We start from the raw sequence: 22,592 nt of genomic DNA on the forward strand, positions 1-22,592 counted from the left end.
GCCATGATCACGCTCCTGTCATCCAGCGGTCCCTGAGCGCGGCCAGCACCGCGATCGACACCACCAGCAGAACCAGGCTCAGCGAGATCGCCGCGTCGGGGTCGTTCTGCAGGGCCAGGTAGACCGCGAGGGGCATGGTCTGGGTGCGGCCGGGGAAGTTGCCCGCGAAGGTGATCGTCGCGCCGAACTCGCCGAGCGCACGCGCCCAGGCCAGCACCGACCCCGCCGCGATGCCGGGCGCGATCAGAGGCAGGGTGACCCGGCGGAACGCGGTGAAGCGGGACGCGCCGAGCGTCGTCGCCGCCTCCTCGAAGCGCGGGTCGGCCGCGCGCAGAGTGCCCTCGACGCTGATGACCAGGAACGGCATCGCGACGAACGCCTCCGCGACCACGACCCCGGCGGTGGTGAACGGCAGCGTGATCCCGAACCAGGAGTCCAGCCACTTGCCGATCACTCCGTTGCGGCCGAGCGCCAGCAGCAGAGCCACACCGCCGACCACCGGCGGCAGCACGAGCGGCAAGGTCACCAGGGCCCGTACGAACCCCCGGCCGGGGAAGTCCGTACGGGCCAGCAGCCAGGCCAGGGGCACACCCAGGACGAGGCTGACAGCCGTTGCCGCGGTGGCGCTGATCAGCGAGAGCTGGAGCGCCTGCCACACCTCGGTACTGGACAGCTGGCCCGGCAGGCTGCCCCAGGGCGCGCGGATGAGGAGCGCGACCAGGGGCAGCAGCAGGAACGCCAGCGCCAGCAGGCCCGGCAGCAACAGCGGCAACGGCACCCCGCGTCGGCCCCCCGTGCCGACGCGGCGGCGCCGCGGCCGGCCCGTGCGGGAGCCGGTCGCGGCGCCGGACTGGTGAAGCGAGGTCACGGCTTGAGGAAGCCGGCCTGGCTCAGCACCTTCTGGCCCTCGGCTGACTGCACGAGGGCGATGAACGCCTTGGCGGTTTCGGCGTTCGGCGCGTTCTTCAGCAGGACGATCGGGTAGTCGTTGATCGCCTTGGCGGACTCGGGGAACTCCACGCCCCCCACCTTGTCACCCGCAGCGTGCACATCGGTCTTGTAGACGACCGCGGCGTCGGCCTCCTTCAGCTCCACCTTGTTCAGGGCGCCCTTGACGTCCTGCTCGTAGGAGACCGGGGTGAGCTTGAGGTGGCTGGCGTCCAGGGCCTTCTGCGCGGCGGCACCGCACGGCACCGTCTTGTCGCACAGGACGACCTTCAGACCGGACTTGGTGAGGTCCTTCAGCGAGGCCACCTTGTGCGGGTTGCCCGGCACGGTGGCGATCTCCAGCTGATTGCGGACGAAGGTGGCCGGGGTCCCGACCGCGTCGTTCTTGGCCGTGACGATCTTCATCGTCTTCGGGCTGGCGGCGGCGAAGACGTCCGCCGGGGCACCGCCGGTGATGCTGGCCGCGAGGGTGTCGCTGCCGCCGAAGTTGAAGTTGACGTGGGTGCCCGGGTGCTGCTTCTCGAACTCCTTGCCCAGGGTCGTGAAGCTCTCCTTCAGCGAGGCGGCGGCGAACACGGTGACCGAGCCGGACAGCTTCGGCGAGGCCGAGGACCCCGACGAGGCCGAGGTGTCCTTGGACTTGGCGGAGCCGGACGAGGAGGAGCAGGCGCTGAGGGCCATCAGGGCGGCGGCTCCCGCACCGGCCAGCTGCAGCATCCGCCGGGTCCGGCGCACGGAACGGGTCATCACTTGTACTCCTCGCGTTCTGTGGAACAACTGTCGCGCCCTGTCGCGGCCGGGAGAGATCCGGCCGTGCGCGATGATACTGCCGCATCTGCCAGCTCTAAGTCTCCTGTCACTTCGCATGAGCTGCGAACTTGTGATGTGGGGCTCGCATGTGCGTTTGCACGGTGCGCTCCGGCGGGTACGGTGCTGCGGGAGGTGGTCGCAGGTGACGCTCGCGGAACTCGACCTGACCGGCGATCTGGCCCGGCCCGTCCGGCTGACCGTGCCGGACCTGCTCCGCTGGCCGCAGCACCGGGTGGACGTCAGCTTCGATTGCGCGACCAGCGGCATCCAGCACCACCGGTTCGCCGGCCCCCGGCTGTACGACGTCCTGGTCGACGCGGGGCCCGGTTTCGACCCGGCGCGGCGCAAGGACCGGCTGCGCTTCCTCATCGCCGTCACCGGCACCGACGGCCACCACGCCGTGCTGTCCTGGGCCGAGATCGACCCTGACTTCGCGGACGCGCCGGTCCTGCTCGGCGTGCGCATCGACGACACCCCGCTGGATGCGGCCGGGCCCCAGCTGGTGCTCCCGCAGGACCGGTGCGGGGCGCGGCACATCAGCGGGATCACGGCGATCCGGGTGGACGGCGCCTATCGCTGCGGAGCGCCAGCTCCCACCACACCCGGTCACGCAGCAGCGGCACCTCGGTGAACCGCACGCCCGTCGCGTCCCGCAGGGCGTTCGCCAGGGCCGGGGCGACCGGGTTGAAGGGGCTCTCGCTCATCGACTTCGCGCCCAGCGGGCCGATGGCGTCGGCCGTCTCCATGAAGTGCACCTCGGTGCGCGGCACATCGGCGTACTGCGGGAGCCGGTAGCGGCGGAAGGCGGCCGTGTCGACCGCGCCCCGCTCGTCCAGCAGCACCCGCTCGAAGAGCGTGGCGCCGAGCGCCTGGGCGACCCCGCCCTCCACCTGGCCCCGGCACTGCATCGGGTTCATCACCTTGCCGGCGTCGGCCGCGTGCACACTGCGCAGGATGCGGATCTCGCCGGTGCCGGGATCGACCGCCACCCGGAACCAGTGCGCGTTGAAGGCGACCGAGCGCGGGGTGCCGCCGAAGTGCCCGTCGGCGGCGAGCTCCAGGCCGACAGCCCGGGAGGCCGCGTACACCTCCTTGAGCAGCAGGCGTCCACCGGGGTGCAGCACGGCCTCCTCGGCGAGCCGGCAGTCGGCGCGTGCCACGCCCAGATGGGCGGCGGCGAAGTCCAGCAGCTGGCCGGCGAGGGCGCGGGCGGCGCGCAGCGTGGCCTTACCGGCCACGACCGTGCCGGTGGAGGCGAAGGCGCCCGTGTCGTGTCGTACGACGTCCGTGTCGGACTGGCGGATGGTGATCCGGTCGACGGTGGTGGCGAGTTCACCGGCCGCGATCTGCTTGTGCACGGTGGTGGTGCCGTTGCCGAACTCGGCGGTGCCGACGGCCAGATCGAAGGTGCCGTCGGACAGCAGGGTGGCCTTGGCGTCGGCGAGGTGGCCGCCGGGCGGCCCGGTCGCGATCATCGCCAGGGCCGCGCCCTCACCGAGCAGCCAGCCCTCGGGGGCGGGTTCACCGGGCTGGGACTGTGCTCTGCGCACGATCGACAGGCACTGGTCGAGGCCGTAGCTCGCGATGTGCAGGTCCTCCTCGTGGCCGCCCGGGGTGAGCATCGGCTCGTCGGGGCCGATGATGTTGCGAGCCTTGAACTCCAGCGGATCCAGGCCGAGCCGGCGGGCCAGTTCGTCCAGCGCGGACTCCACCGCGAACAGCACCTGGCCGAGGCCGTAGCCCCGAAAGGCGCCCGCCGGGACGGTGTGCGTGTACACCGAGTAGGCGTCGACCTGCTTGTGCGCGGCGCGGTAGACGGCCATGGACTCGCCGACGCTGTGGAACATCACGGCCGGGCCGTGGTTGCCGTAGGCGCCGGTGTTCGCGACGACGCGCAGCTGGAGGGCGGTGAGCGTGCCGTCACGGCGGGCGCCCGCCTTCACCCTGATCGTGAACGGGTGCCGGGTGGTCGCGCCGTAGAACTGCTCGGCGCGCGTGTACTCCAGCTTCACCGGCTTGCGCAGCTTCAGTACGGCGAGCGCCACGATGTCCTCGACCAGCATCTCCTGCTTGCCGCCGAACCCGCCGCCGACCCGGCCCGCTACCACGCGGACCTGCTCCTCGGGCAGGTCGTACAGCGCGCACAGGGCGCGACGGGTGAGGAACGGGGTCTGGGAGCTGGTACGGACGGTGAGCCGGCCGTTCTCGTCGATCCAGGCGACCGCGCCGTGTGTCTCCAGGCTGGCGTGCTGGACCCGCTGGGTGCGGAAGGTCTCCTCGTAGACGACGTCCGCCTCGGCGAAGCCCGCTTCGACATCGCCGATCTCGCCGTGTGCCTCGCCGACGACGTTGTTCTGCGGGCGGGAGATCCGGGCCGCTCCCGCGTCCTTGTCATGGACCACGGGAGCCCCCGGCCGCATGGCCTCCTCGGGGTCGAGTACGGCGGGCAGCTCCTCGTACGTCACCTCGATCCGCCGGCAGCCCTCCTCGGCGGACGCCTCGCTGTCGGCTACGACGGCCGCCACGCGCTGGCCGGCGTAGCGGACCGTGTCGTCGAGGACGCGGGTGTCGTCCGGGTCCTCCTCGGGGTGCTCGTGGCGGGCGGTGGAGAAGTGCCGTTCCGGGGCGTCGTGGTGAGTGAACACGGCCTGGACGCCCGGGACACGCAGGGCGGCGGAGGTGTCGATCGCGAGGATGCGGGCGTGGGCGTGCGGGGAGCGCAGCAGCTTCATATGGAGCACGCCGGGCACGTCGATGTCGAAGGTGTAGCGGGCGGTGCCGGTGACGACCTGAGGTCCGGCCGGGGCGGGCAGACTGCGGCCGACGGACTCGCCGGGCGCGGGCGCCTCCACGTTCTTCACCCCGCGTACGGCGTCCTCGATGGCCCGGTAGCCGGTGCAGCGGCACAGGTTGCCCTTGAACGCCCGTGGCAGGTCGGCCAGTTTGTCCTCGTCGAGGGCGGCCGTGGTCATCAGGAAGCCGGCAGTGCAGAAGCCGCACTGGAAGCCCTGGGCGTCGAGGAACTTCTGCTGGACGGGATGGAGTTCGCCGTCCGGGGAGGCCAGACCCTCGACGGTGGTGACACGGTGGCCGTCGGCCCGGAAGGCCGGGTACAGGCAGCTGTGCACGGGCCTGCCGTCGACATGGACCGTGCAGGCGCCGCAGTCGCCCTGGTCGCAGCCCTTCTTCACCCCGAACCACCCGCGTTCGCGCAGATAGGTGCGCAGGCACTGGCCGGGCCGGGGCTCCTCCTCGAAGGTCCGGCCGTTGACGTCCACCTTCATCGCCACTCCTCCTCCACCAGCTCGCGGCGTATCTCCTCCGCCAGCCGGAACGTCATGTGCCGCCGCCACTCGGGCAGTCCGTGGATGTCGTCGAACCACTCGCCGTCCGCGACCGCCCCGTCGATCGCCTCGCGCAGCGCCGCAGCCGTCGGGGCCAGCGGGAACCAGAGCCGTATCGGGCGGACCGTGGCGGCGGTGACGGTGATCGCGACCGAGTGGTCGACCGGGTCGAGTGTGCCGATGACGAGGACGGCCGAGCGGCCCAACCCGTACAGAGAGGTCTGCCGGAACGCCGTACGGCAGGCCAGGGCGCGGGCGGGGAGGGTGACCGAGCGCAGCAGCTCGCCCGCGGCGAGGTCCTTGCGGCCCGCTCCGATGACGAAGTCGGCGACCCGGACCCGGCGCAGGGTGCCGTCCTGGGCGATCAGCAGGCACTCCCCGTCGAGAGCGGCCGTGAGGGAGATCATCGGACCGGCCGGCAGACCGTTGCACAGGTTCCCGCCGACCGTGGCCATGTTCCAGATCTTGAACGAGGCGAGGAACGCCCGGCAGCACTGCTCGAAGAGGGGAGCGGCGGGGGCGATCAAGTCCCTTGCGTAGCACGAGAGTTCGGCGATGGTGCAGGTGGCGGCGAGCTCCAGCGAGCCGTCCGGGTGGCGGCGCACGGGTGTCCAGCCCATCCGGCTCAGGTCCACCAGGCGCCGCAGGTGCGGCTGGGGCTCGGAGAACAGGTACGTTCCGCCGCCGAGCCAGGCGTCCCCCGGCCGCCACGGCGCCGGCCGCCTGGCGTCTCGTATCTCGACCACCGTGTTCAGGTCCATGGCCGAAAGTGAACCAACGGGGAACCGGCCCGGACGACTGGTGCGGAGCACGGAAACTCCGACCCCACGGCAGCTCCCGCTGGAGGATCCACCAAGAGGCATTCCGCTGCCAGAAGCTTGCATTTAAGATGTCTCCTCTCGCACTCGGCTTGCGAATGCGAGATGCCAGGCGGTCTGCTCGCCGCCCGGCGGCCGCACGAGGAGCCAGCACATGCACGTCGAACACCTCCTGGGGGACGCCTCCCTCGGCCTGCGCCTGCTGTGGGCGGAGGACGCGCTGCTGAGGCGTGAAATCAGCGGAGTGACCGTCACGGACCTGGAGGACCCGGCCCGGTTCGTGCGGCCCGGCGAGGTGGTGCTCAGCGGGCTGGTGTGGTGGTCGCCCGACGGCGCCTCCGGCAAGGCGGAGCGGTTCGTCTCGGCGCTCAAGGACGCGGGGGCGGCCGCGCTGCTCGCGGGCGAGGAGACCCATGGAAGCGTGCCGCACGACCTGGTCGAGGCCTGCGTACGGCACCGGGTGCCGGTGGCCGGGGTGCCGGCGCACATCATGTTCCGGTCGATCACGGACACCGTGTATCTGCGCCAGTGGGGCGGGCTGAGCCGGCATCACGCGCTGCCGGAGAACACCCGCGTACGGCTGAGCCGGCTGCTCGCTCAGGAGGCCGGGCCGGACGCCGTACTCACCGCGGCCTTCGCCCACCTCGGCGGGACCGCCGCGTATGTCTTCACCCCGTCCGGGCGGACGGTCGCGGCCACGGCGGGCACGGCGGCCGTGCCGGCCCGGGAGGCGGTCGCACTCGTCGCGGGCGGGTCCGGGGTGACCGCCTCCGTCGACGCCGGCGGTGTGTCCGCGTACGAGCGCTGGCTGCTGTACCTGCCCGATCCCGACGGTGCCCCACCGCGCATGCTGCACGAGGTCGCCGCCGTACTGGCGCGCTGTCAGGAGGCCGGTGCCCGGCGTCCGTCGGCCGGGTCGCGCGCGGCGGACGAACTCGGGGCGCTGCTGGCCGCTCCGGGCGAGCGGGAGGACGCGGCCGTGGAGGCGGCGCTGCGCCGGTGCGGGCTCCCGGAGGCGGGGCGGTATCAGGTGATCGTCGCGGACGCGGCGATACGACCGCCGGGGGCGCCGCAGTCGGCGGTGGGCGAAGTGCTGCTCGCCGAGGGGGCGTTGGCCGAGGTGGCCGGGCATCTGGTGGAGGCGGGCGGCGCCGCCGGGGCGGAGCCGGCCGGCGGCGCGAACGAGGGTGAGGGGACTTCCGCCGTGGCGGTCGTCGTGGGGCGGCTGCCGGACGGGTGCGCCTTCGCGGTGCTCTCCGGTGGGCTGGCGGACGGCTGGGCAGACGGCTTGGCGGACGAGGTATGGCCGCTGGTCGCCGACTGTGCGCCCGGCATCGTGCTGCACGGCGGCATCGGGGTGCCCGCGACGGAACCCGAGGGTCTCGGCGGCGCGCTGGCGCAGGCCCGCTACGCCCTCACCTCGGCCCGCAGCACCGCGCCCGGCGCCTCCCGCCTGATCGACGCCGGTTCCCTCACCACTCTCGACTCCCTGCTCACGGGGGTTCCGGCCGATGTGCGCGCCGCCTACAGCCGCAAGGTCCTCGGCCCGCTGCTGGAGAGCGACCGGCCCGCCATCGCCGCCCTGCTGAGCACCCTGGAGACCTTCCTGGCCTGCGACGGCTCCTGGGCGCGTACGGCCCAGGAGCTGCATCTGCACGTCAACACCGTGCACTACCGGGTGGAACGCATCGAGCGGCTCACCGGGCGCGACCTGTCCCGGCTGCGGGACCGGCTGGATCTGTGGGCGGCGCTGATGTGCCGGTGAGGTCGGTTGATGTGCCGGCGTGAGCGGTTGATGCGCCGGTGAGGGCGGGGCGTGCCGGTGAGGGCAGGGGTGTGACGGGTCAGACGCGGTCGATGTGCACGTTGGTGGACTTCACGCGCGCGGTGGCCTCCATGCCGACCTCCAGGCCCAGTTCCTCGACGGCTTCCCGGGTCAGCAGCGACACCAGCCGGTGCGGGCCCGCCTGGATCTCCACCTGGGCGGCGACGTCACCGAGCTTGATCGCCGTGACGATGCCGGGAAACGCGTTGCGGACGGAGGTGTAAGGGGCGTCTTCCTCGCCGCTGCCCGCCCTGGCCAGTTCGACGGAGAACGCGGCGAGGTCCCCGCCGTCGATGAGCCGCCGCCCGGACTCGTCGCGATGGGTCGCCACCCGGCCCGCGTCGGCCCAGCGGCGGGCGGTGTCCGGGCTCACGCCGAGCAGCCGTGCCGCCTGGCCGATCGTGTAGGACTGCATGCCGGTCACGATAGGGCCACCCCCTCGGAACCGTGGACCTGGGGTTGGCCGTTGGGTATAACGCGATATGGCGTTAGTCTGTGATTTCGGCTCCCTGAGGGGACGTTCTGAATCGGGGTGAGGGAATGGCGGCCGAGCTGCCCACGGAGACGTCGTCCGGGCTGCGCGCCTCGCACGCGGACCGGGACCGGGTGGTGGACGTGCTGACAGGCGCCGCCGGAGACGGCCGGATCACGGCCGAGGAGCTGGACGAGCGCGTAGCGGCCGCGCTGTCGGCGCGCACGCTCGGCGAGCTGGCGGTGCTCACCGCCGACCTTCCGGAGGAGGCCGGTGCGGCACCTGCGGCCAAGGACGTCGTCCGGATCGAGCAGCAGGGCGCCTCCACCGTGCGTGCGGACGGCTGGGTGGTGCCGCGCCGGATGGGGATCGCCTCGGTCTGGGGGCATGTGACCCTCGACTTCTCCAGCGCGGTGATCACGCACGACACCCTGCGTATCGACCTGGACATGACGGGTGGCACCCTGCGGCTGATCACCCGGCCCGGTGTGGTCGTGGACGCCGACTCGCTGGTGATGGGCTACGGCAAGACCAAGGTGCGCCCGGCCCGCGATCCGGGGGCCCCGGTCGTGCTCCGCGTGGAGATACACGGCCGGCTCAGCATGGGGCGGCTGGAGGCACGGCCGCCCAGGCGGTGGTTCGGCAGGTAGGCCACGCGGCGCACGGGGGGGCCGGCGGAGGGCGAGCCCCTGTCGAGGCCCGCCGGGTTTCAGCCGGTGTGCACGCGCGGTCGGCGGACTCGGTTCGGTTCCGCTTCGCGCAGGACCTCACGGGTCACCGGGGCGACCTCGCCCTGCCCGAAGAGGAAGAAGCGCAGGAAGTTGGCGAACGGATTGCCCTCGGTCCACTCGAAGTAGATGTGCGGGGTGCAGCCCGTCATGTCGCGGGCATGCAGGAGAAGGGCCGCCAGGGCGTTGGAGATGGAGGCGGACTCCAGGGTCAGCACGCGGTAGCGGTCGTGCAGCACCTCGCCGCGCACGGTCATGCCCGCCTCGAACTCGGAGGGGTCGGTCAGGGTGACCTCGACGAAGACGAAGTCCTCCTGCTCGGGCATGTCGTTGTCGGCGCGGATCTGCTCGATCTTGTCGCGGTACTCGGCCTTGTCGCGGTTGCCCGGCTCGTTGGCGATGAACCGCATCTTGCGGCTGGCCATATCTCTGATGAATCGTTCCGCCAGCGGGTCGAGCGTCACATGGGTCACGCGCAGCTCGAAGGCACGGGCGAGGCGCGACAGGAAGGAGACCAGCATGATGCCCGCGATGAAGCAGGCGCCGATCTTCACACCGTCCGGGCGCTCGATGACGTTCACGACGGTGACGTAGAGCAGGACCGCCGAGACGGCGGCGAAGCCGATGGTCCAGCCGCGCTGCCCGGCCCTGCGGGCGGCGATGGTCACCGCGATCGCCGCGGAGGACATCAGCACCAGCACACCGGTGGCATAGGCGCCGCCCTGCGCGTCGACGTTGGCGTCGAAGAGCCAGGTGACCAGGAAGGCGACCAGGGTGAAGACGATCACCATCGGGCGCACGGCGCGGGCCCAGTGCGGGGCCATGCCGTAGCGGGGCAGATAGCGCGGCATGAGGTTCAGCAGGCCGGCCATGGCGGAGGCGCCGGCGAACCACAGGATGGCGATCGTGGAGAGGTCGTAGACCGTGCCGAAAGCGCCGCCGAGGTACTCGTGGGCCAGAAATGCCAGGGCTCGTCCGTTGGCCTGTCCGCCGGTCTTGAACTCGTCCGCCGGGATGAGCACGGTCGTGATGAAGCTCGTGGCGATGAGGAACACGCTCATGATCAGCGCGGCGGCCGTCAGCAGCTTCTTGGTGTCCCGGATACGGCCGGTCGGCTTCTCCTCGGTGTCGTCCGGGTCGCCCTGGACGTGCGGCATCACAGCGACGCCGGTCTCGAAACCGGACAGACCGAGGGCGAGTTTCGGGAAGACCAGGAGGGAGACGCCGACCATGGCGAAGACGTTGCCGTGCTCGGTGGTCAGGGCGCTGGTCCAGTCGGTGACCACGTGCCCGGCGGTGAGCACGTGGTACATGCCGACGACCACGACCACGGCGTTCAGGGCGAGATAGACCACCACCAGGGCGACCGCGACGCCGATGGCCTCCAGGAAGCCCTTGAGGAACACCGCGCCCAGCAGAGCGACCAGCAGCAGGGTGATCACCATCTGCTGCCCGTGCAGGACGCTGGTCAGGTGCGGGTTCTCGATGAGGTGGGTGGAGGCGTCGGCGGCCGACAGAGTGATCGTGATCAGGAAGTCCGTGGCGGCGAAGCCCAGCAGCGTCAGGACGAACAGCTTGCCCTTCCAGAAGGACAGCAGCCGCTCCAGCATCGCGATGGAACCCTCGCCGTGCGGGCTCTCCTCCGCCACCCGGCGGTACACCGGGAGGGCGCCCGCCAGGGTGACGACGACGAGGACCAGCGTGGCGATGGGGGAGAGCAGCCCGGCCGCGAGCGCCGCGATACCCGGCTGGTAGCCGAGGGTGGAGAAGTAGTCGACACCCGTCAGGCACATCACGCGCCACCAGCGCTGGCCCTTGTGCGGGGGCTCGGGTTCGGCGTGGGGCCCGGTGTGGCCGCCGTGCTTGCCCATGTCGGCCAGCCCCTCCAGCATCCAGTTGCGCAAGCGACTGGGTGGGGGGTGTTCGGTCGTGGCCATCGGCGTGCTCCTGTGTGCGGCTCAGCTCTTTCCAGCCATCACGCGGACGGCGGCACCAGCGTATGCAGAGAGTGACGTCTGGGCCCATGGATCCGGGCGCGGGAGGCGTCAAACTTGCGTTAAGAATGGCCCGGAAGGGGCAGAGCCGCATCAAGAACGTGAGGCCGGAGAGGTATGCCGGGAACACGGCCGTTCGGGGTAATCGTCGGGGCGTCGACCCAGGGACGGCCACCGAGTGTCACCCTGTCAGAGCGCCGGAAACACCACCTCATCAGTCCATGCCGGAGACCCGGAACACACACAGGGCCGTCTCGCTGTCGACGCGGCGGGCGAGGCGGTGCAGGGCCGTCGTGCCGCACAGCAGGGTGCCGGCCGCCTCGGAGACCCGTACGCCCTCGTCGAGCAGGTACCACAGGTTCGGATTGCGGATCAGGACCCCGGGGTCGACCTCGACCCGGTTGCCGAGGGCGTCACGCAGGATCAGGCGCTGCGCGACGCCGTCCAGCGGGCGCACCGCGGTCAGCAGATCGGTACGGACCCGGCGGGTGACCAGCAGGCGCCGCACGGCCAGCCAGCCCGCACCGGCCGACACCCGTACCGGGAACAGGACGAGCAGCAACAGCAGCGCGAGCACGACCCAGAGGGCGCCGCGCCACCATGTGAGGGAACCGGCGGCCCAGTCGACGAGCAGCAACAGCCCGAGCAGCGCACCGGCACAGCGAAGTGCCGCGCGCACATCCGCTCGCCAGTCGCGGTCGTACGCCACACCGACGGTTCCGGCCGGGGGCGAGCCCGTGGACCGGATGGGTGTGTCGTCGCGGCGCTCCATGGCTGAGACGTTAGACAGCCCCTGGCCCCGCCGGAGCGTCCGTTGACGGCATCCTGACGGCCGGCGTACGCATTTTGACGGAACCCAAGCGCACAACGGCACCCAAGCGCACAGGGGAACCGCGACCGCAACGCGCCTCCGGGGGCTCAGTGCACCCGGCGACCTCAACGCGCCCGGGATCCTCATGCGCCCCGTGGCTTCAGCGTGCCCGGGATTCCCATGCGCCCCGTGGCTTCAGCACGCCTGGGGACTCAGTGTGCCCGGAGACGGCAGTGCGCTCGGTCTGCCTCAGCGGGCCCGAGGCCCCAGTGCGCTCGGTCTGCCTCAGCGGGCCCGAGGCCCCAGTGGGCCCGGCCAGCCCACGCACCCTGCGACCCAGTGCGCCCGGCCAGCCCACGCACCCGGCAAGCCCAGCGCACCCTGCGACCCAGGCGACCCCGATGCGCCCGACAGCGCCGTGACTCTGGGCTCCCCGGTGCGCTGCCCCCACACCCCCAGGGCGGCCTCCCCGAGCTCGCGCTGCGTCCGGCAAGGCCCTCCCAAACCCGTACTGCCTCTAAGGCCTGTCCGGCGGATCGTGTCGCGGACGCGGGGGCCGGCACGCCCTGCCCTACTGCCCTAAGAGCGTGGGGGCACCCCCATCGCCCCCGCTCACCTGCGCCGATGAGGCGCCGTCGATTTCCCGTGACCGGATCCGCCGGACAGGCCCCAGCGTGGCTTTTCCAACTCTCCACCGCCTCCAGTGCGGCCCTCCCGAGCGCGCCGTCCCCAGTGCCGCCGTCACAACCCCCGTATATCCATGCGCAGATGCCAGGTGTACCGCCGGTGCACGGACATCAGTTCTGACTCCAGCGGTGACGGGGGCACCGCGAGGACCGGGCAGACCGCGTGGGCCAGGCAGTGGCGGCAGACCCGGCCCGAGAAGGCGCGCTGCAGACCGCGTCGGCCCGCGCCCACGACCAGGACGTCGTCCTCCCGGTCCGCGGTCGCCACCAGCGCCGGGCCCGGAGCGCCGCGGACGACCAGCGCGTGCATCGGCACACCGGGGGCATCTCCGCCGAAGATCTCGTCGAGCACCGCGGTCAGCCGCTGTCTGGCCAGCCGCTGCCAGTCCTCGATCAGCAGACCGGCGGCGGGGGAGCGGCGCGCGGCGGGGTCACCGCCCGGCGGCTCCCAGGCCAGCACGGGCCACAGTTCCGCTCCCAGCCGGCGGGCGAGCGCGGTGGCCCGCCGCAGGGCCGTGACGCTGCCAAGGGAGCCGCTCACACCGACCACCACCCGAGCGGCCGCCGAGGCGTCGTAACCGGACATCACTCCCCCTTGCTTCCTCCCTTCCATCCCACTCCCGTCCCGGCGATTCGACCAGCCGGGCGGACCCTCTCTTTCCGGGCCCCGCAACCTCCTGCGCGACACCTTGACGCTCCCGACACCCGTTCCTAGAGTCGCCTTTCGGAACATTCGGTATTTGAAGCGAATGTTTCGGCACCTCTTCTAGCTGCAGCGGGCGGGCAGCGACATGAGGTGGCCCGCTCTTCTCGGTCAGCACCCTCTCCATGGGCAACTCCGAAAGTTTCGAAGGAGCACACGATGGGCGACCCCGCACTGTCCCGCCGCGGCTTTCTGGCGGCCTCCGTCGCAGCCGGTCTCGGTGTGACCGCGCTCAGCGGCTGCGGCGGCGACTCGGACGGAGGGTCGTCCTCGGGGACGACCACGATCGAGTGGTGGAACATCTCGACCACGGAGCCTGCCAAGTCCGTCTGGGCGAACCTGGCCAAGCGGTTCGAGGCCCAGAGCCCCAAGGTCAGGATCAAGATCGTCCAGCTGGAGAACGACGCCTACAAGTCGAAGATGACCGCGCTGACCGCCTCCGGGAAGCTGCCGGACATCTTCCACACCTGGGGCGGCGGAGTGCTGGGGCAGCAGGTGGACGCGGGGCTGGTCGAGGACCTCACCGACCGCACCGAGCCCTGGGCCGACGGCCTGCTGCCGGTGGCGAGGCAGCCGTACGTCCTCGGCGACAAGCTGTACGGCATCCCGTTCGACATCGGCATGGTCGGCTTCTGGTACAACAAGGCGCTCTTCAAGAGAGCCGGCATCGGCGCGCCCCCGACCACCTGGAGCGCCTTCCTGGACGCCGTGCGGAAGCTCAAGTCCGCCGGCATCACCCCGCTCGCGCTGGCCGGCAAGGAGAGCTGGACCGGCATGTTCTACTGGGCCTACCTCGCGATGCGCACCGCGGGCGTGGACGCCCTGCACAAGGCCAACGACGACAGGGACTTCGGCGGCGCCGGATTCGTCCAGGCCGGGCAGCACCTGAAGGACCTCGTCGGCCTCCAGCCCTTCCAGAAGGGCTTCCTCGGAGCCGCCTATTCCTCCCCGACCGGGCAGGCGGCGACCGTCGGCAACGGCAAGGCGGCCATGGAACTCATGGGCCAGTGGGCGCCCGTCGTGGAGGCGGACGCGGGCAAGGGGCTCGGCGCGGACCTCGGCTTCTTCCCGTTCCCCGAGGTCGAGGGCGGCGCCGGGAGGATCACCGAGGTGTTCGGCGGAGGCGGCGGCCACGCCCTGCGCAAGGGCGCCCCGCAGGCGGCCGTGGACTTCCTGGAGTTCTTCGCCTCCGCGACCACCGACCGCGAACTGGTGCGGAAGACCGGCGTCCTGCCGGTCGTACCGGCGGCCGAGAGCGCCCTCACCGACCCCCGCGTCAAGGCCGTACAGGCCCGGTTGAAGGGCGCCACCGGCTTCCAGCTCTATCTCGACCAGGCCTACGCCCCCGCCCTCGGCCAGCAGGTCAACGACAGCGTGGCCGGGCTGATCGCCGGGTCCAAGTCCCCGCGGCAGGTCACGGAGTCGCTCACCAAGGCCGCGAAGGACGAGCAGTAGGGCGCGCGATGACCTCTACCTTCCTCCCGGACGAGCGAAGCGGACGGACGGGACCCGACGCCGTCCCGGCGGCCCCGGTGACGCACGCCGCTCGGCGACGCACCCTGCACTGGCTCACCGCCGTCGGCCTCCAGCTGCCCGCCCTCGCGCTCTTCGGCGTCCTGGTGCTGCTGCCGATCCTGTTCGCGTTGTACGCGTCCTTCTTCCGCTGGGGCGGCTTCGGGATGCCGTCGGACTACACCGGCACCGACAACTTCAGCCGTCTGCTGCAGGATCCCGTGTTCCTCGGCGACCTGTGGCGGTGTCTGCTGCTCGTCGTGCTCTCGCTGGCGCTGCAGCTGCCGTTCGCGCTCGCCATGGCCGTGCTGCTCAACCAGAAGGTGCGCGGCCGGGCGGTGTACCGGATGCTGTTCTTCGCGCCGTACGTGCTGTCCGAGGCCGTCACCGGCGTGCTGTTCAGCATCATCTTCGCTCCGGACGAGGGTCTGGCCGACCATGTCCTCAAGGCCATCGGCCTCGGCGGGCTCGGCGGCCAGTGGTTCGCCGGCACCTCCACCGTGCTGGCCACGCTCTTCCTCGTCATGACATGGAAGTATTTCGGCTTCCACATGATGCTCTACCTGGCCGGACTCCAGGCCCTGCCCGCCGAGTTGACCGAGGCGGCGATCGTCGACGGCGCGAACCCCTGGCAGCGTTTCCGGTACATCACCCTGCCGCTGCTCGCGCCCACCCTGCGGATCAGTGTCTTCCTGTCCGTGATCGGGTCGATCCAGCTGTTCGACCTGGTGTGGGTGGTCACCGCGGGCGGCCCCGACCACCATTCCGAGACGATGGCCGTGACCATGTTCCAGTACGGCTTCAAGCGCTACCAGGTCGGCTACGCCAGCGCGATCAGCGTGGTCATGTTCGCCATCAGTCTCGTCTTCGCCCTCGCCTACCAGCGGTTCGTCCTGCGCCGCGACCTCGAAGGGGCCACCACGAACATGAGGGGAGCGGGAACATGAGCGTCCGCCGCAGGGGCCGTACGCTGCCTGGGCATGTGGTCCTGGTGGCGGTCGGCGCGGTGATGGCCGTACCGCTGCTGTACGCGCTGCTCTCCGGCTTCAAGTCCACCGACCAGCTGTCCCGCAACCCGGTGGGACTGCCCAGCCCCTGGGTGTTCGCCAACTACGGCGACATCCTCGGCTCGGGCTCCTTCTGGCGGCTGGTCGGCAACAGCACGCTGATCGCGGTCGGTACGACGCTGCTCGTCGTCGCGGTCTCCGCGCTCGCCGCCTTCTCCTTCGCGCGTTTCGCCTTCCGGGGCCGGGAAGCGCTGTTCACGCTGTTCACGATGGGGCTGATGTTCCCGTTCGCGGTGGCGGCGCTGCCGCTGTTCCTGCTGCTGCGGTCGCTGGGGCTGCTGGACAACCCGCTGGGTGTGATCCTTCCGCAGGCCGCGTTCGGGCTGCCGATGACGATCATCATCCTGCGCGGCTTCTTCCGGCAGATCCCGGGCGAGCTGGAGGAGGCGGCCACGCTCGACGGCTGCGGACCGCTCGGGTTCTTCTGGCGGGTACTGCTGCCGATGGCCCGGCCGGCGCTCGGCACGGTCTCCGTCCTCGCCCTCGTCACCAGCTGGAACAACTTCTTTCTGCCGCTGCTGGTGTTCACCGACTCCACCTGGTGGACCATTCCGATCGGGGTGCAGCAGTTCCAGGGCCAGTACTCCGCCGACACCGCGCGCGTCTTCGCCTACCTCGTGCTCGCCATGGTCCCCGCCCTGGCCTTCTACTCGGTCGCCGAACGCCAGCTCGTCGGCGGTCTCACCGCGGGTGCCACCAAGGGGTGAGCCGCCGTACGAGGCGCTCCGCCGATGTGCGGTCACCGACCGTGACCACCCCCGGACACGCGTCGGGGCCGGTGCGCACCAGACGGGTGCGGCCGGCCCCTGGAGGTCGCTCGTCCTCCGCTCAGGCGGCGGTCATCACTTGGTCCGCACCCGGCGGGCGGTGCGGACCGATGATCCGGCCGTCGGGCAGCAGCTCACCGGTGTCCTCGAAGAGCAGGACGCCGTTGCACAGCAGACTCCATCCCTGCTCCGGGTGGTGCGCCACGAGACGGGCGGACTCCCGGTCGGCGGACTCGGCTGGTGGACACGGCGGCTGGTGCTGGCACATGGGTGGGATCTTTCGCTCTGTCGTGGTCATGGCCATCCCCCGTGGTGATAAGTCGGTCGGAACCCAGTGTTGCCCCCTGGGCGTCATTCCGCAGGGATTTCGCGGCACCGCTTCTCACAGGTTCATGACGCGTCACCCGGGCGGACGGTTCAGTCCAAGTGCACTGTCCCTTTGGGTGGTTCGCAGTGGCCGGATGGGGCTAGTCCATACAGGCTGCCAGACGCCCTGACATGAACGTACCCCGCTCCCCTTCCGGGCAAGCGGGGTACGACGCGGCCGTCGCGCGGTCCTCAGGCGGGCGAGCCCAGCACCGGTGGCCCCAGCAGCGGCACCGGAGTCGCGCGCTGGGTCAGCACCGGCAGCAACTCCGTGACCGGGAACGGGCGGTGTGTCGGTATGCCGGGCGGAGCCGGCGCCAGCGGGACGAGCAGATCGGTGTCGGCCGGATGCCCCTCGGCTCCGTCGGCGCCTGTGTCGCCGTGCAGCCACAGGGTGAGCATGTACAGACCGGGTACCGACAGCAGTCTGGCCTGGTAGGGCTGTTGCAGCGTCTCGGCCTGCTGCACGGCGCGCTCGGTGGAGGTGACGTAGGGACCCTCGAAGAAGTGCGAGAAGGCCCAGCCGTCGGGTGTGAGCATGGTCTCGGCCGCGGCCACCGCACGCTCGCCGGACCGTATCAGGAAGCGCCAGCCGGCCAGCCGGGTCGCGGACAGGCCCTGCGCGGTGATCCGGTCCAGGACATGCACGGGCAGCGGGAGTTCGGGTGTCGTCGGGCCCTGCGCGGCACGCAGGGAGGGGGTGCGGGCCTCACGGACCGCGGTGGGTGAGCCGAGGGCGGCGAGGACGGAACGCAGGGCGGGCGCGGGGGCAGGGGGCACGTGCAGCGGCATATGGGTCGCCTCTCTCATTCGACAGGCGCGGCGGCGCGAGGAGGGGTGGGGCGGACGACGCTGTCTGCTCACGCAAGGCCAAAAGGGTGAAGGCCCGGTCGGTGAGCATGGGTGCGGCTCGGGCCTGCCGCCCGTCACCAGGACGGCCTGAACACGGCAGGAACCAGGACCGAGGGCGTCAGCCTTCTGCCTTGTGGGCGAAGTTTATACGACGTCCGTTCGGCCGTTGTTTCGTCTATCCGATTTCCGGGAGTGACGCAAGGCGGTAATACGCCGTCGATTTGCGGGACTTCTCCCGGTTCCCTGACCGGTGCGCCACCGCTGACCTCGCCATACGCGCGGGTAGCGGTCGGCCGAACGTCGTCGGCGTTTTTCACGAGGAGTTCGGGGAACTCGAAGATGCGGACTGTTGCATGCCCCGTGAATGTGCCGCGGGGAACATTCCGACAGAGTAGCGGGCACCGCGCTCGCACGGGACGTTATCGATCGCTTCGGCTGGGCATCATCCCCCCACTGACCGGGAGCCCGGCGGCCGGAACGTCGGCCCGCCCATCCGAGGAGGGACACTTCGATGGGGGAGAAGGTCGTGGCAGGGCAGTTCGACCTGTCCGATCGCCAGCGCTACCGCGAAAAGCTCCAGAAGTGCCTCACGGGACTGGAGCGGCTGTTGCGCGAGAAGAGATTCGACCGCCCCAAGAACCTCATGGGAGTCGAGATCGAATTGAATCTCGCTGGACCCGACGGTATGCCGAAAATGTTGAACGGGCAGGTACTGGAGCGCATCGCGAGCCGCGATTTCCAAACAGAACTCGCCATGTTCAATCTGGAAGTCAACATCGCCCCACACCGATTGGGCGGCCGGGTATTCGACCGGCTCGCCGAGGAACTGCGCATCTCGCTCGCCTACGCCGATCGCAAAGCCGGTGAGGTGGACGCGGGCATCGTCATGATCGGCATCCTGCCCACGCTCGACCGCGACCACCTGGTCTCCGCCAACCTCTCCGAGGTCGACCGCTACACCCTGCTCAACGACCAGATCGTGGCCGCGCGCGGAGAGGACTTCCGGCTCGACATCGAGGGCGTGGAGCACCTCGTGTGCACGTCCAAGTCGATCGTCCCGGAGGCCGCGTGCACCTCCGTACAGCTGCACTTGCAGGTCACCCCGGCACGGTTCGCGGACGTGTGGAACGCGGCGCAGGTGGCGACCGCAGCGCAGATCGCCGTCGGCGCCAACTCGCCGTTCCTGTTCGGCCGCGAGCTGTGGCGCGAGTCCCGGCCCCCGCTGTTCCTGCAGTCCACCGACACCCGCCCGCCCGAACTGCAGGCACAGGGCGTACGGCCGCGCACCTGGTTCGGCGAGCGGTGGATCAGCTCCGCGCAAGAGCTGTTCGAGGAGAACCTGCGCTACTTCCCGGCCCTGCTGCCGATCTGCGACGACGAGGAGCCGCTGGACGTCGTCGCGGCCGGCGGCACGCCCGGACTCGCCGAACTGGTGCTGCACAACGGCACGATCTACCGATGGAACCGGCCGGTCTACGGCATCGCGGACGGCGTCCCGCACCTCAGGGTGGAGAACCGGGTGCTGCCGGCCGGGCCGACCATCACCGATGTGATCGCCAACGCGGCCTTCTACTACGGCCTGGTCCGCGCCCTCGCCGAGGAGTCCCGGCCGGTGTGGACCCGGTTGCCCTTCGCCGCGGCCGAGGCCAACTTCGACACCGCGTGCCGGTACGGCATCGACGCGCGGTTCGTATGGCCCCGGCGAGGGCGCTACGGCGGCACGGGAGTGGTCGACGCGGTCACCCTGATCCGCGACGAGCTGCTGCCGCTGGCCGCGGCCGGGCTGGACGCGTGGGGTGTGGAGGCGGCCGACCGCGACCTGTACCTGGGCGTCATCGAGGAGCGCTGCCGGCGCCGGGTGAACGGGGCGTCCTGGCAGGCGGCCACCTTCCATCGGGCGCTGGAGCAGGGGCTGAACCGTGACGGCGCGCTCGCCGCCACGACGCGGAGGTACGCCGAGCTGATGCATGTGGGGGAGCCGGTGCACACATGGCCGGTGGGGTTGCCTGAGCGGGTCGCTCCGCTGGGTTTTGCCGACCTGGGTTGAGCGTCGTACAGACCGGCGGACCCCGCCGTCCTGGCGGAAAGAACGTCTGGCGTGGTGAGGTGTGCCGGGGCTGCTCGTGTGCGGCGGCCCGGTACGCCGTCCGCACATCTGCTTCTGCGATCCTTGCGGGGCGAAGGTGGGCCAGGGGCCCGTGAGCCGCAGGGAGGCAGGGGTGCAGGTGGAGGCTGACTCGGTGACCGCATCCGGGGCGCGCGAGCGTGACCCGCGGCGGATCCTGCGGGACGAGACTCTGCTCGTGCTCGGGCTCTCGCTGGGGGCGAGCGGGGTCTCCGCGCTGATCAGCTTCATCGGCTCGGTCACCAAGCCCGGCGGCCTGAAGAACCAGGCGGCCACCCTCAACGCCTCGGCCGCGCCCGGCCGCCCCTGGCTGGACCTGGCCTGGCAGCTGTTCGGCATCGCCACCGCGCTGGTCCCCGTCGCCCTGGTCGCCCACCTGCTGCTGCGCGAGGGCGCGGGCCTGCGCACCCTCGGCTTCGACCGCACCCGCCCCTGGCCCGACCTGGCCCGGGGCGCCGGGATCGCGGCGGTGATCGGCAGCACCGGGATCGCCTTCTACCTGGCCGCCCGCGGCCTCGGCTTCAACCTCACGGTCGTCCCCGAGGCGCTGCCGGACGTGTGGTGGAAGTACCCGGTACTGATCCTGTCCGCCCTGCAGAACGCGGTCCTCGAAGAGGTCATCGTCGTCGGCTATCTGCTGCGCAGGCTGGGCCAGTTGGGCTGGAGCCCGGGGACCGCTCTGGTGGCCAGCGCGGTCCTGCGCGGCTCGTACCACCTCTACCAGGGCGTCGGCGGCTTCCTCGGAAACATGGTCATGGGCGTGGTGTTCGTGTACCTGTACCGCCGCTGGGGGCGGGTCGGTCCGCTGGTCGTCGCGCACTCCCTGCTCGACATCGGCGCCTTCGTCGGTTACGCCCTCCTCGCGGGCAAGGTGGGCTGGCTGCCGACGGCCTGAGCGCCGTATCAGGCGTGCAGCTCGCCCTCGATGACCGTGACCGCGCGGCCGGTGAGCAGCGTGCGATCACCGCGCAGACCGGTGCGGACCAGGCCGGTGCGGCGGGAGGCCTGCAGCCCGGTGAGGTTGTCGCGGCCGAGGCGCGCCGACCAGTGCGGGGCAAGCGCGGTGTGGGCGCTGCCGGTGACCGGGTCCTCGTCGATGCCGACGTTCGGGAAGAAGCAGCGGGAGACGAAGTCGTAGCCGCGGGACGGGTCCTCGGCACGGGCGGTGGTGATGACGCCGCGCGAGGAGTAGGCGCCGAGTGACCTGTGGTCCGGCGCGAGGCCGAGGACGGTCTTCTCGTCGGCCAGTTCCACGAGCAGGTCACCGACGTTCGCGCCGGTGTCGAAGGCGGCGACGGGCTCGGCACCCAGCGCCTCGGCGACCCCGGCCGGGACCTCGACCCGGGTCAGCGGGGCGGTCGGGAAGTCGAGGGTGATCGAGCCGTCGGCGGCCGGCGTGGCGATGAGCACGCCGCTGCGGGTGGTGAACCGCACCGGGCCCTCGTGGGCGCCGGTGGTGTGCAGGACGTGGGCGGTGGCGAGCGTGGCGTGCCCGCACATGGCGACCTCGGCGACGGGCGTGAACCAGCGCAGCGCCCAGTCCGCCTCGCCGCCCCCGGGTAGCCGGTGGGCGAACGCCGTCTCGGCGTGGTTGACCTCCATGGCGACGTTCTGGAGCCAGTCGTCGGCCGGGAAGACGTCGTCGAGGAGCAGGACTCCGGCCGGGTTGCCGGCGAAGGGGCGGTCGGTGAAGGCGTCCACGATTCGAATGCGCATGACGCCGACGCTAGTGGCTGCGACGGCCCTCGGCACAAGGCCAATTCACGAGTCCTGGCACGTTTCCCGGACGCCGGCGGCCCGCGCCCACGCCCACGGCGCGAGCTGGGCGACGCCGAACGACACCTCCAGCACCAGGAACGGCCACAGCACTTCGGGCCCGCCGTGCGCCAGCGCGTACGCCTGCCACAGCGAGAACAGGGCACGGGCGGTGCCGTCGAGCAGACCGTGCAGGGGCAGCGGTCGTACGACACGCAGGACGGACCAGACCACCACGACCGAGCCCATCAGGTTGGCGTACAGGGTCTGCAGGGGGGTGAGCGCGGGCAGGGCGCCGAGACCGACCGCGTCGCCGCCGGCCGACAGCAGGCGATGCAGCAACGCGTACGTCCAGGGCGTCGCGAAACCGGCCGTGACGATCAGGTCGTACCAGCCGCTGGTGCGGACGAGGCGCAGATAGGCGGGGGAAGCAGGGGAAAAGACAGGGGAAGCAGCGGGCATCGGAGGCTCCTCGGGGCTCCTGGGACGGGCTCACTCGGGCGCCGCCCACGCTAGACAGCGGAGTACGCTCCAAGGTCAAGTCGAGCGAGCCGGTGGGGACCAAGCGGCGGGGGAGTCATGCGTATCGGAGAACTGGCCGCGCGTACGGGGCTGTCGAAGGACACCCTGCGCTTCTACGAGAAGATCGGCCTGCTCGACGGCGACCGGCTGCCCAACGGCTACCGCGACTTCCCGCCGGAGACCGTGGTGTGGCTGCGCTACGTCCGCACTGCGCAGGCGCTCGGCTTCACCCTGGCCGAGATCGCCCGGCACGGTGAGGAGCTGCGCGACGCCCCGGACAGTGCCGAGGCCCTGTCCGCCCTGTTCGAGGACAAGATCCGGGTCATCGACGCGCGCATGGCCGAACTGACCGCACTCCGCGCGGACCTGACCTCCCGCGTGAGCACGGGGTGCCCGTTGCGGGCGGCGGAACAGACGGTCTGAGAGGCCCAGGCGAGCGTGTTCCCGCGCGGGGAGCGGGCAGCGAGCGGGCAACTGCACGTCGGGA

The 22,592-nt window shown here is 71.2% G+C and carries 21 protein-coding genes; 9 read left to right on the top strand and 12 right to left on the bottom strand.

The genetic code is table 11. The features are described from left to right. Window positions 1–7: 7 nt before the first annotated feature. Window positions 8–868, bottom strand: a complete 861-nt coding sequence (gene modB, locus M878_RS84760) for a molybdate ABC transporter permease subunit (RefSeq protein WP_023552228.1) — start codon at window positions 866–868, stop codon at window positions 8–10. Then, window positions 865–1,695 carry a molybdate ABC transporter substrate-binding protein gene (gene modA, locus M878_RS84765; RefSeq protein WP_023552229.1) on the bottom strand — a complete coding sequence of 277 codons (831 nt, stop codon included), beginning with the start codon at window positions 1,693–1,695 and terminating at the stop codon, window positions 865–867. Before modA ends, modB begins: the two co-directional genes overlap by 4 nt. A 205-nt stretch (window positions 1,696–1,900) precedes the next feature. Between modA and M878_RS84770 the strand changes: the two genes are divergently transcribed. Continuing rightward, window positions 1,901–2,389, top strand: a complete 489-nt coding sequence (locus M878_RS84770; RefSeq protein ID WP_023552230.1) for a molybdopterin-dependent oxidoreductase — start codon at window positions 1,901–1,903, stop codon at window positions 2,387–2,389. On the opposite strand, the gene M878_RS84775 is transcribed toward M878_RS84770, so the two are convergent. Next, on the bottom strand, window positions 2,304–5,042 hold the full coding sequence (locus tag M878_RS84775; protein WP_023552231.1) for a molybdopterin-dependent oxidoreductase: 2,739 nt from the start codon (window positions 5,040–5,042) through the stop codon (window positions 2,304–2,306). The genes M878_RS84770 and M878_RS84775 overlap by 86 nt on opposite strands. Continuing rightward, the gene (locus M878_RS84780) at window positions 5,039–5,863 is read right to left on the bottom strand and encodes an FAD binding domain-containing protein (protein ID WP_023552233.1); all 825 of its coding nucleotides are present in this window, start codon (window positions 5,861–5,863) and stop codon (window positions 5,039–5,041) included. The genes M878_RS84775 and M878_RS84780 overlap by 4 nt, the downstream gene beginning before the upstream one ends. Before the next feature lie 211 nt (window positions 5,864–6,074). Here M878_RS84780 and M878_RS84785 point away from each other — a divergent pair, with 211 nt between their 5' ends. After that, window positions 6,075–7,685 carry a helix-turn-helix domain-containing protein gene (locus M878_RS84785; protein WP_023552235.1) on the top strand — a complete coding sequence of 537 codons (1,611 nt, stop codon included), beginning with the start codon at window positions 6,075–6,077 and terminating at the stop codon, window positions 7,683–7,685. Between the two features lie 79 nt (window positions 7,686–7,764). Here the strand turns inward: M878_RS84785 and M878_RS84790 are convergent, their stop codons facing one another. Further along, the gene (locus M878_RS84790) at window positions 7,765–8,160 is read right to left on the bottom strand and encodes a TOBE domain-containing protein (RefSeq protein ID WP_031226737.1); all 396 of its coding nucleotides are present in this window, start codon (window positions 8,158–8,160) and stop codon (window positions 7,765–7,767) included. Window positions 8,161–8,285: 125 nt separating this feature from the next. Between M878_RS84790 and M878_RS84795 the strand changes: the two genes are divergently transcribed. After that, window positions 8,286–8,867: a DUF1707 SHOCT-like domain-containing protein gene (locus M878_RS84795; RefSeq protein WP_023552238.1), complete on the top strand. Its 582-nt coding sequence runs from the start codon at window positions 8,286–8,288 to the stop codon at window positions 8,865–8,867. Between the two features lie 59 nt (window positions 8,868–8,926). Here M878_RS84795 and M878_RS84800 read toward each other — a convergent pair whose 3' ends face one another. The 3 genes from M878_RS84800 to M878_RS84810 form a co-directional block, all read right to left on the bottom strand. Continuing rightward, window positions 8,927–10,882: an APC family permease gene (locus M878_RS84800; RefSeq protein ID WP_023552240.1), complete on the bottom strand. Its 1,956-nt coding sequence runs from the start codon at window positions 10,880–10,882 to the stop codon at window positions 8,927–8,929. Window positions 10,883–11,153: 271 nt separating this feature from the next. Next, window positions 11,154–11,711, bottom strand: coding sequence for a hypothetical protein (locus M878_RS84805; protein WP_023552242.1), 558 nt, complete (start codon window positions 11,709–11,711; stop codon window positions 11,154–11,156). A gap of 780 nt (window positions 11,712–12,491) precedes the next feature. Continuing rightward, entirely contained in the window at window positions 12,492–13,022 is a 531-nt protein-coding gene (locus tag M878_RS84810; protein WP_023552244.1) for a universal stress protein, read from the bottom strand. A 276-nt stretch (window positions 13,023–13,298) separates the two neighbouring features. On the opposite strand from M878_RS84810, the gene M878_RS84815 reads away from it, so the two are divergent. From M878_RS84815 to M878_RS84825, 3 genes are read left to right on the top strand one after another with little or no spacing between them, the layout of a single operon-like run. Then, entirely contained in the window at window positions 13,299–14,594 is a 1,296-nt protein-coding gene (locus tag M878_RS84815; protein ID WP_023552246.1) for an extracellular solute-binding protein, read from the top strand. Between the two features lie 8 nt (window positions 14,595–14,602). Then, window positions 14,603–15,598, top strand: coding sequence for a carbohydrate ABC transporter permease (locus M878_RS84820; protein WP_023552248.1), 996 nt, complete (start codon window positions 14,603–14,605; stop codon window positions 15,596–15,598). After that, window positions 15,595–16,425, top strand: a complete 831-nt coding sequence (locus M878_RS84825; RefSeq protein WP_031226738.1) for a carbohydrate ABC transporter permease — start codon at window positions 15,595–15,597, stop codon at window positions 16,423–16,425. The genes M878_RS84820 and M878_RS84825 overlap by 4 nt, the downstream gene beginning before the upstream one ends. Before the next feature lie 121 nt (window positions 16,426–16,546). On the opposite strand, the gene M878_RS84830 is transcribed toward M878_RS84825, so the two are convergent. Together M878_RS84830 and M878_RS84835 are read right to left on the bottom strand one after the other, a co-directional pair. Beyond that, a complete protein-coding gene (locus M878_RS84830; RefSeq protein WP_023552252.1) occupies window positions 16,547–16,753 on the bottom strand; it encodes a DUF5999 family protein in 207 nt (68 codons plus the stop codon). Window positions 16,754–17,043: 290 nt separating this feature from the next. Next, entirely contained in the window at window positions 17,044–17,643 is a 600-nt protein-coding gene (locus M878_RS84835) for a hypothetical protein (RefSeq protein WP_023552254.1), read from the bottom strand. A 571-nt stretch (window positions 17,644–18,214) separates the two neighbouring features. Here M878_RS84835 and M878_RS84840 point away from each other — a divergent pair. After that, on the top strand, window positions 18,215–19,750 hold the full coding sequence (locus M878_RS84840) for a glutamate-cysteine ligase family protein (RefSeq protein WP_023552256.1): 1,536 nt from the start codon (window positions 18,215–18,217) through the stop codon (window positions 19,748–19,750). A 172-nt stretch (window positions 19,751–19,922) separates the two neighbouring features. Then, window positions 19,923–20,723, top strand: coding sequence for a CPBP family intramembrane glutamic endopeptidase (locus tag M878_RS84845; protein WP_023552258.1), 801 nt, complete (start codon window positions 19,923–19,925; stop codon window positions 20,721–20,723). Window positions 20,724–20,731: 8 nt separating this feature from the next. Here the strand turns inward: M878_RS84845 and M878_RS84850 are convergent, their stop codons facing one another. Both M878_RS84850 and M878_RS84855 read right to left on the bottom strand, forming a co-directional pair. Beyond that, on the bottom strand, window positions 20,732–21,544 hold the full coding sequence (locus M878_RS84850; RefSeq protein ID WP_031226741.1) for a PhzF family phenazine biosynthesis protein: 813 nt from the start codon (window positions 21,542–21,544) through the stop codon (window positions 20,732–20,734). Window positions 21,545–21,589: 45 nt separating this feature from the next. Beyond that, on the bottom strand, window positions 21,590–22,045 hold the full coding sequence (locus M878_RS84855) for a hypothetical protein (RefSeq protein WP_023552262.1): 456 nt from the start codon (window positions 22,043–22,045) through the stop codon (window positions 21,590–21,592). 117 nt (window positions 22,046–22,162) lie between these two features. On the opposite strand from M878_RS84855, the gene M878_RS84860 reads away from it, so the two are divergent. After that, window positions 22,163–22,528 carry a MerR family transcriptional regulator gene (locus M878_RS84860; protein ID WP_023552264.1) on the top strand — a complete coding sequence of 122 codons (366 nt, stop codon included), beginning with the start codon at window positions 22,163–22,165 and terminating at the stop codon, window positions 22,526–22,528. The last annotated feature ends 64 nt before the right edge of the window (window positions 22,529–22,592 follow it).

It is taken from the genome of Streptomyces roseochromogenus subsp. oscitans DS 12.976, assembly GCF_000497445.1.
GTDB lineage: Bacteria > Actinomycetota > Actinomycetes > Streptomycetales > Streptomycetaceae > Streptomyces > Streptomyces oscitans.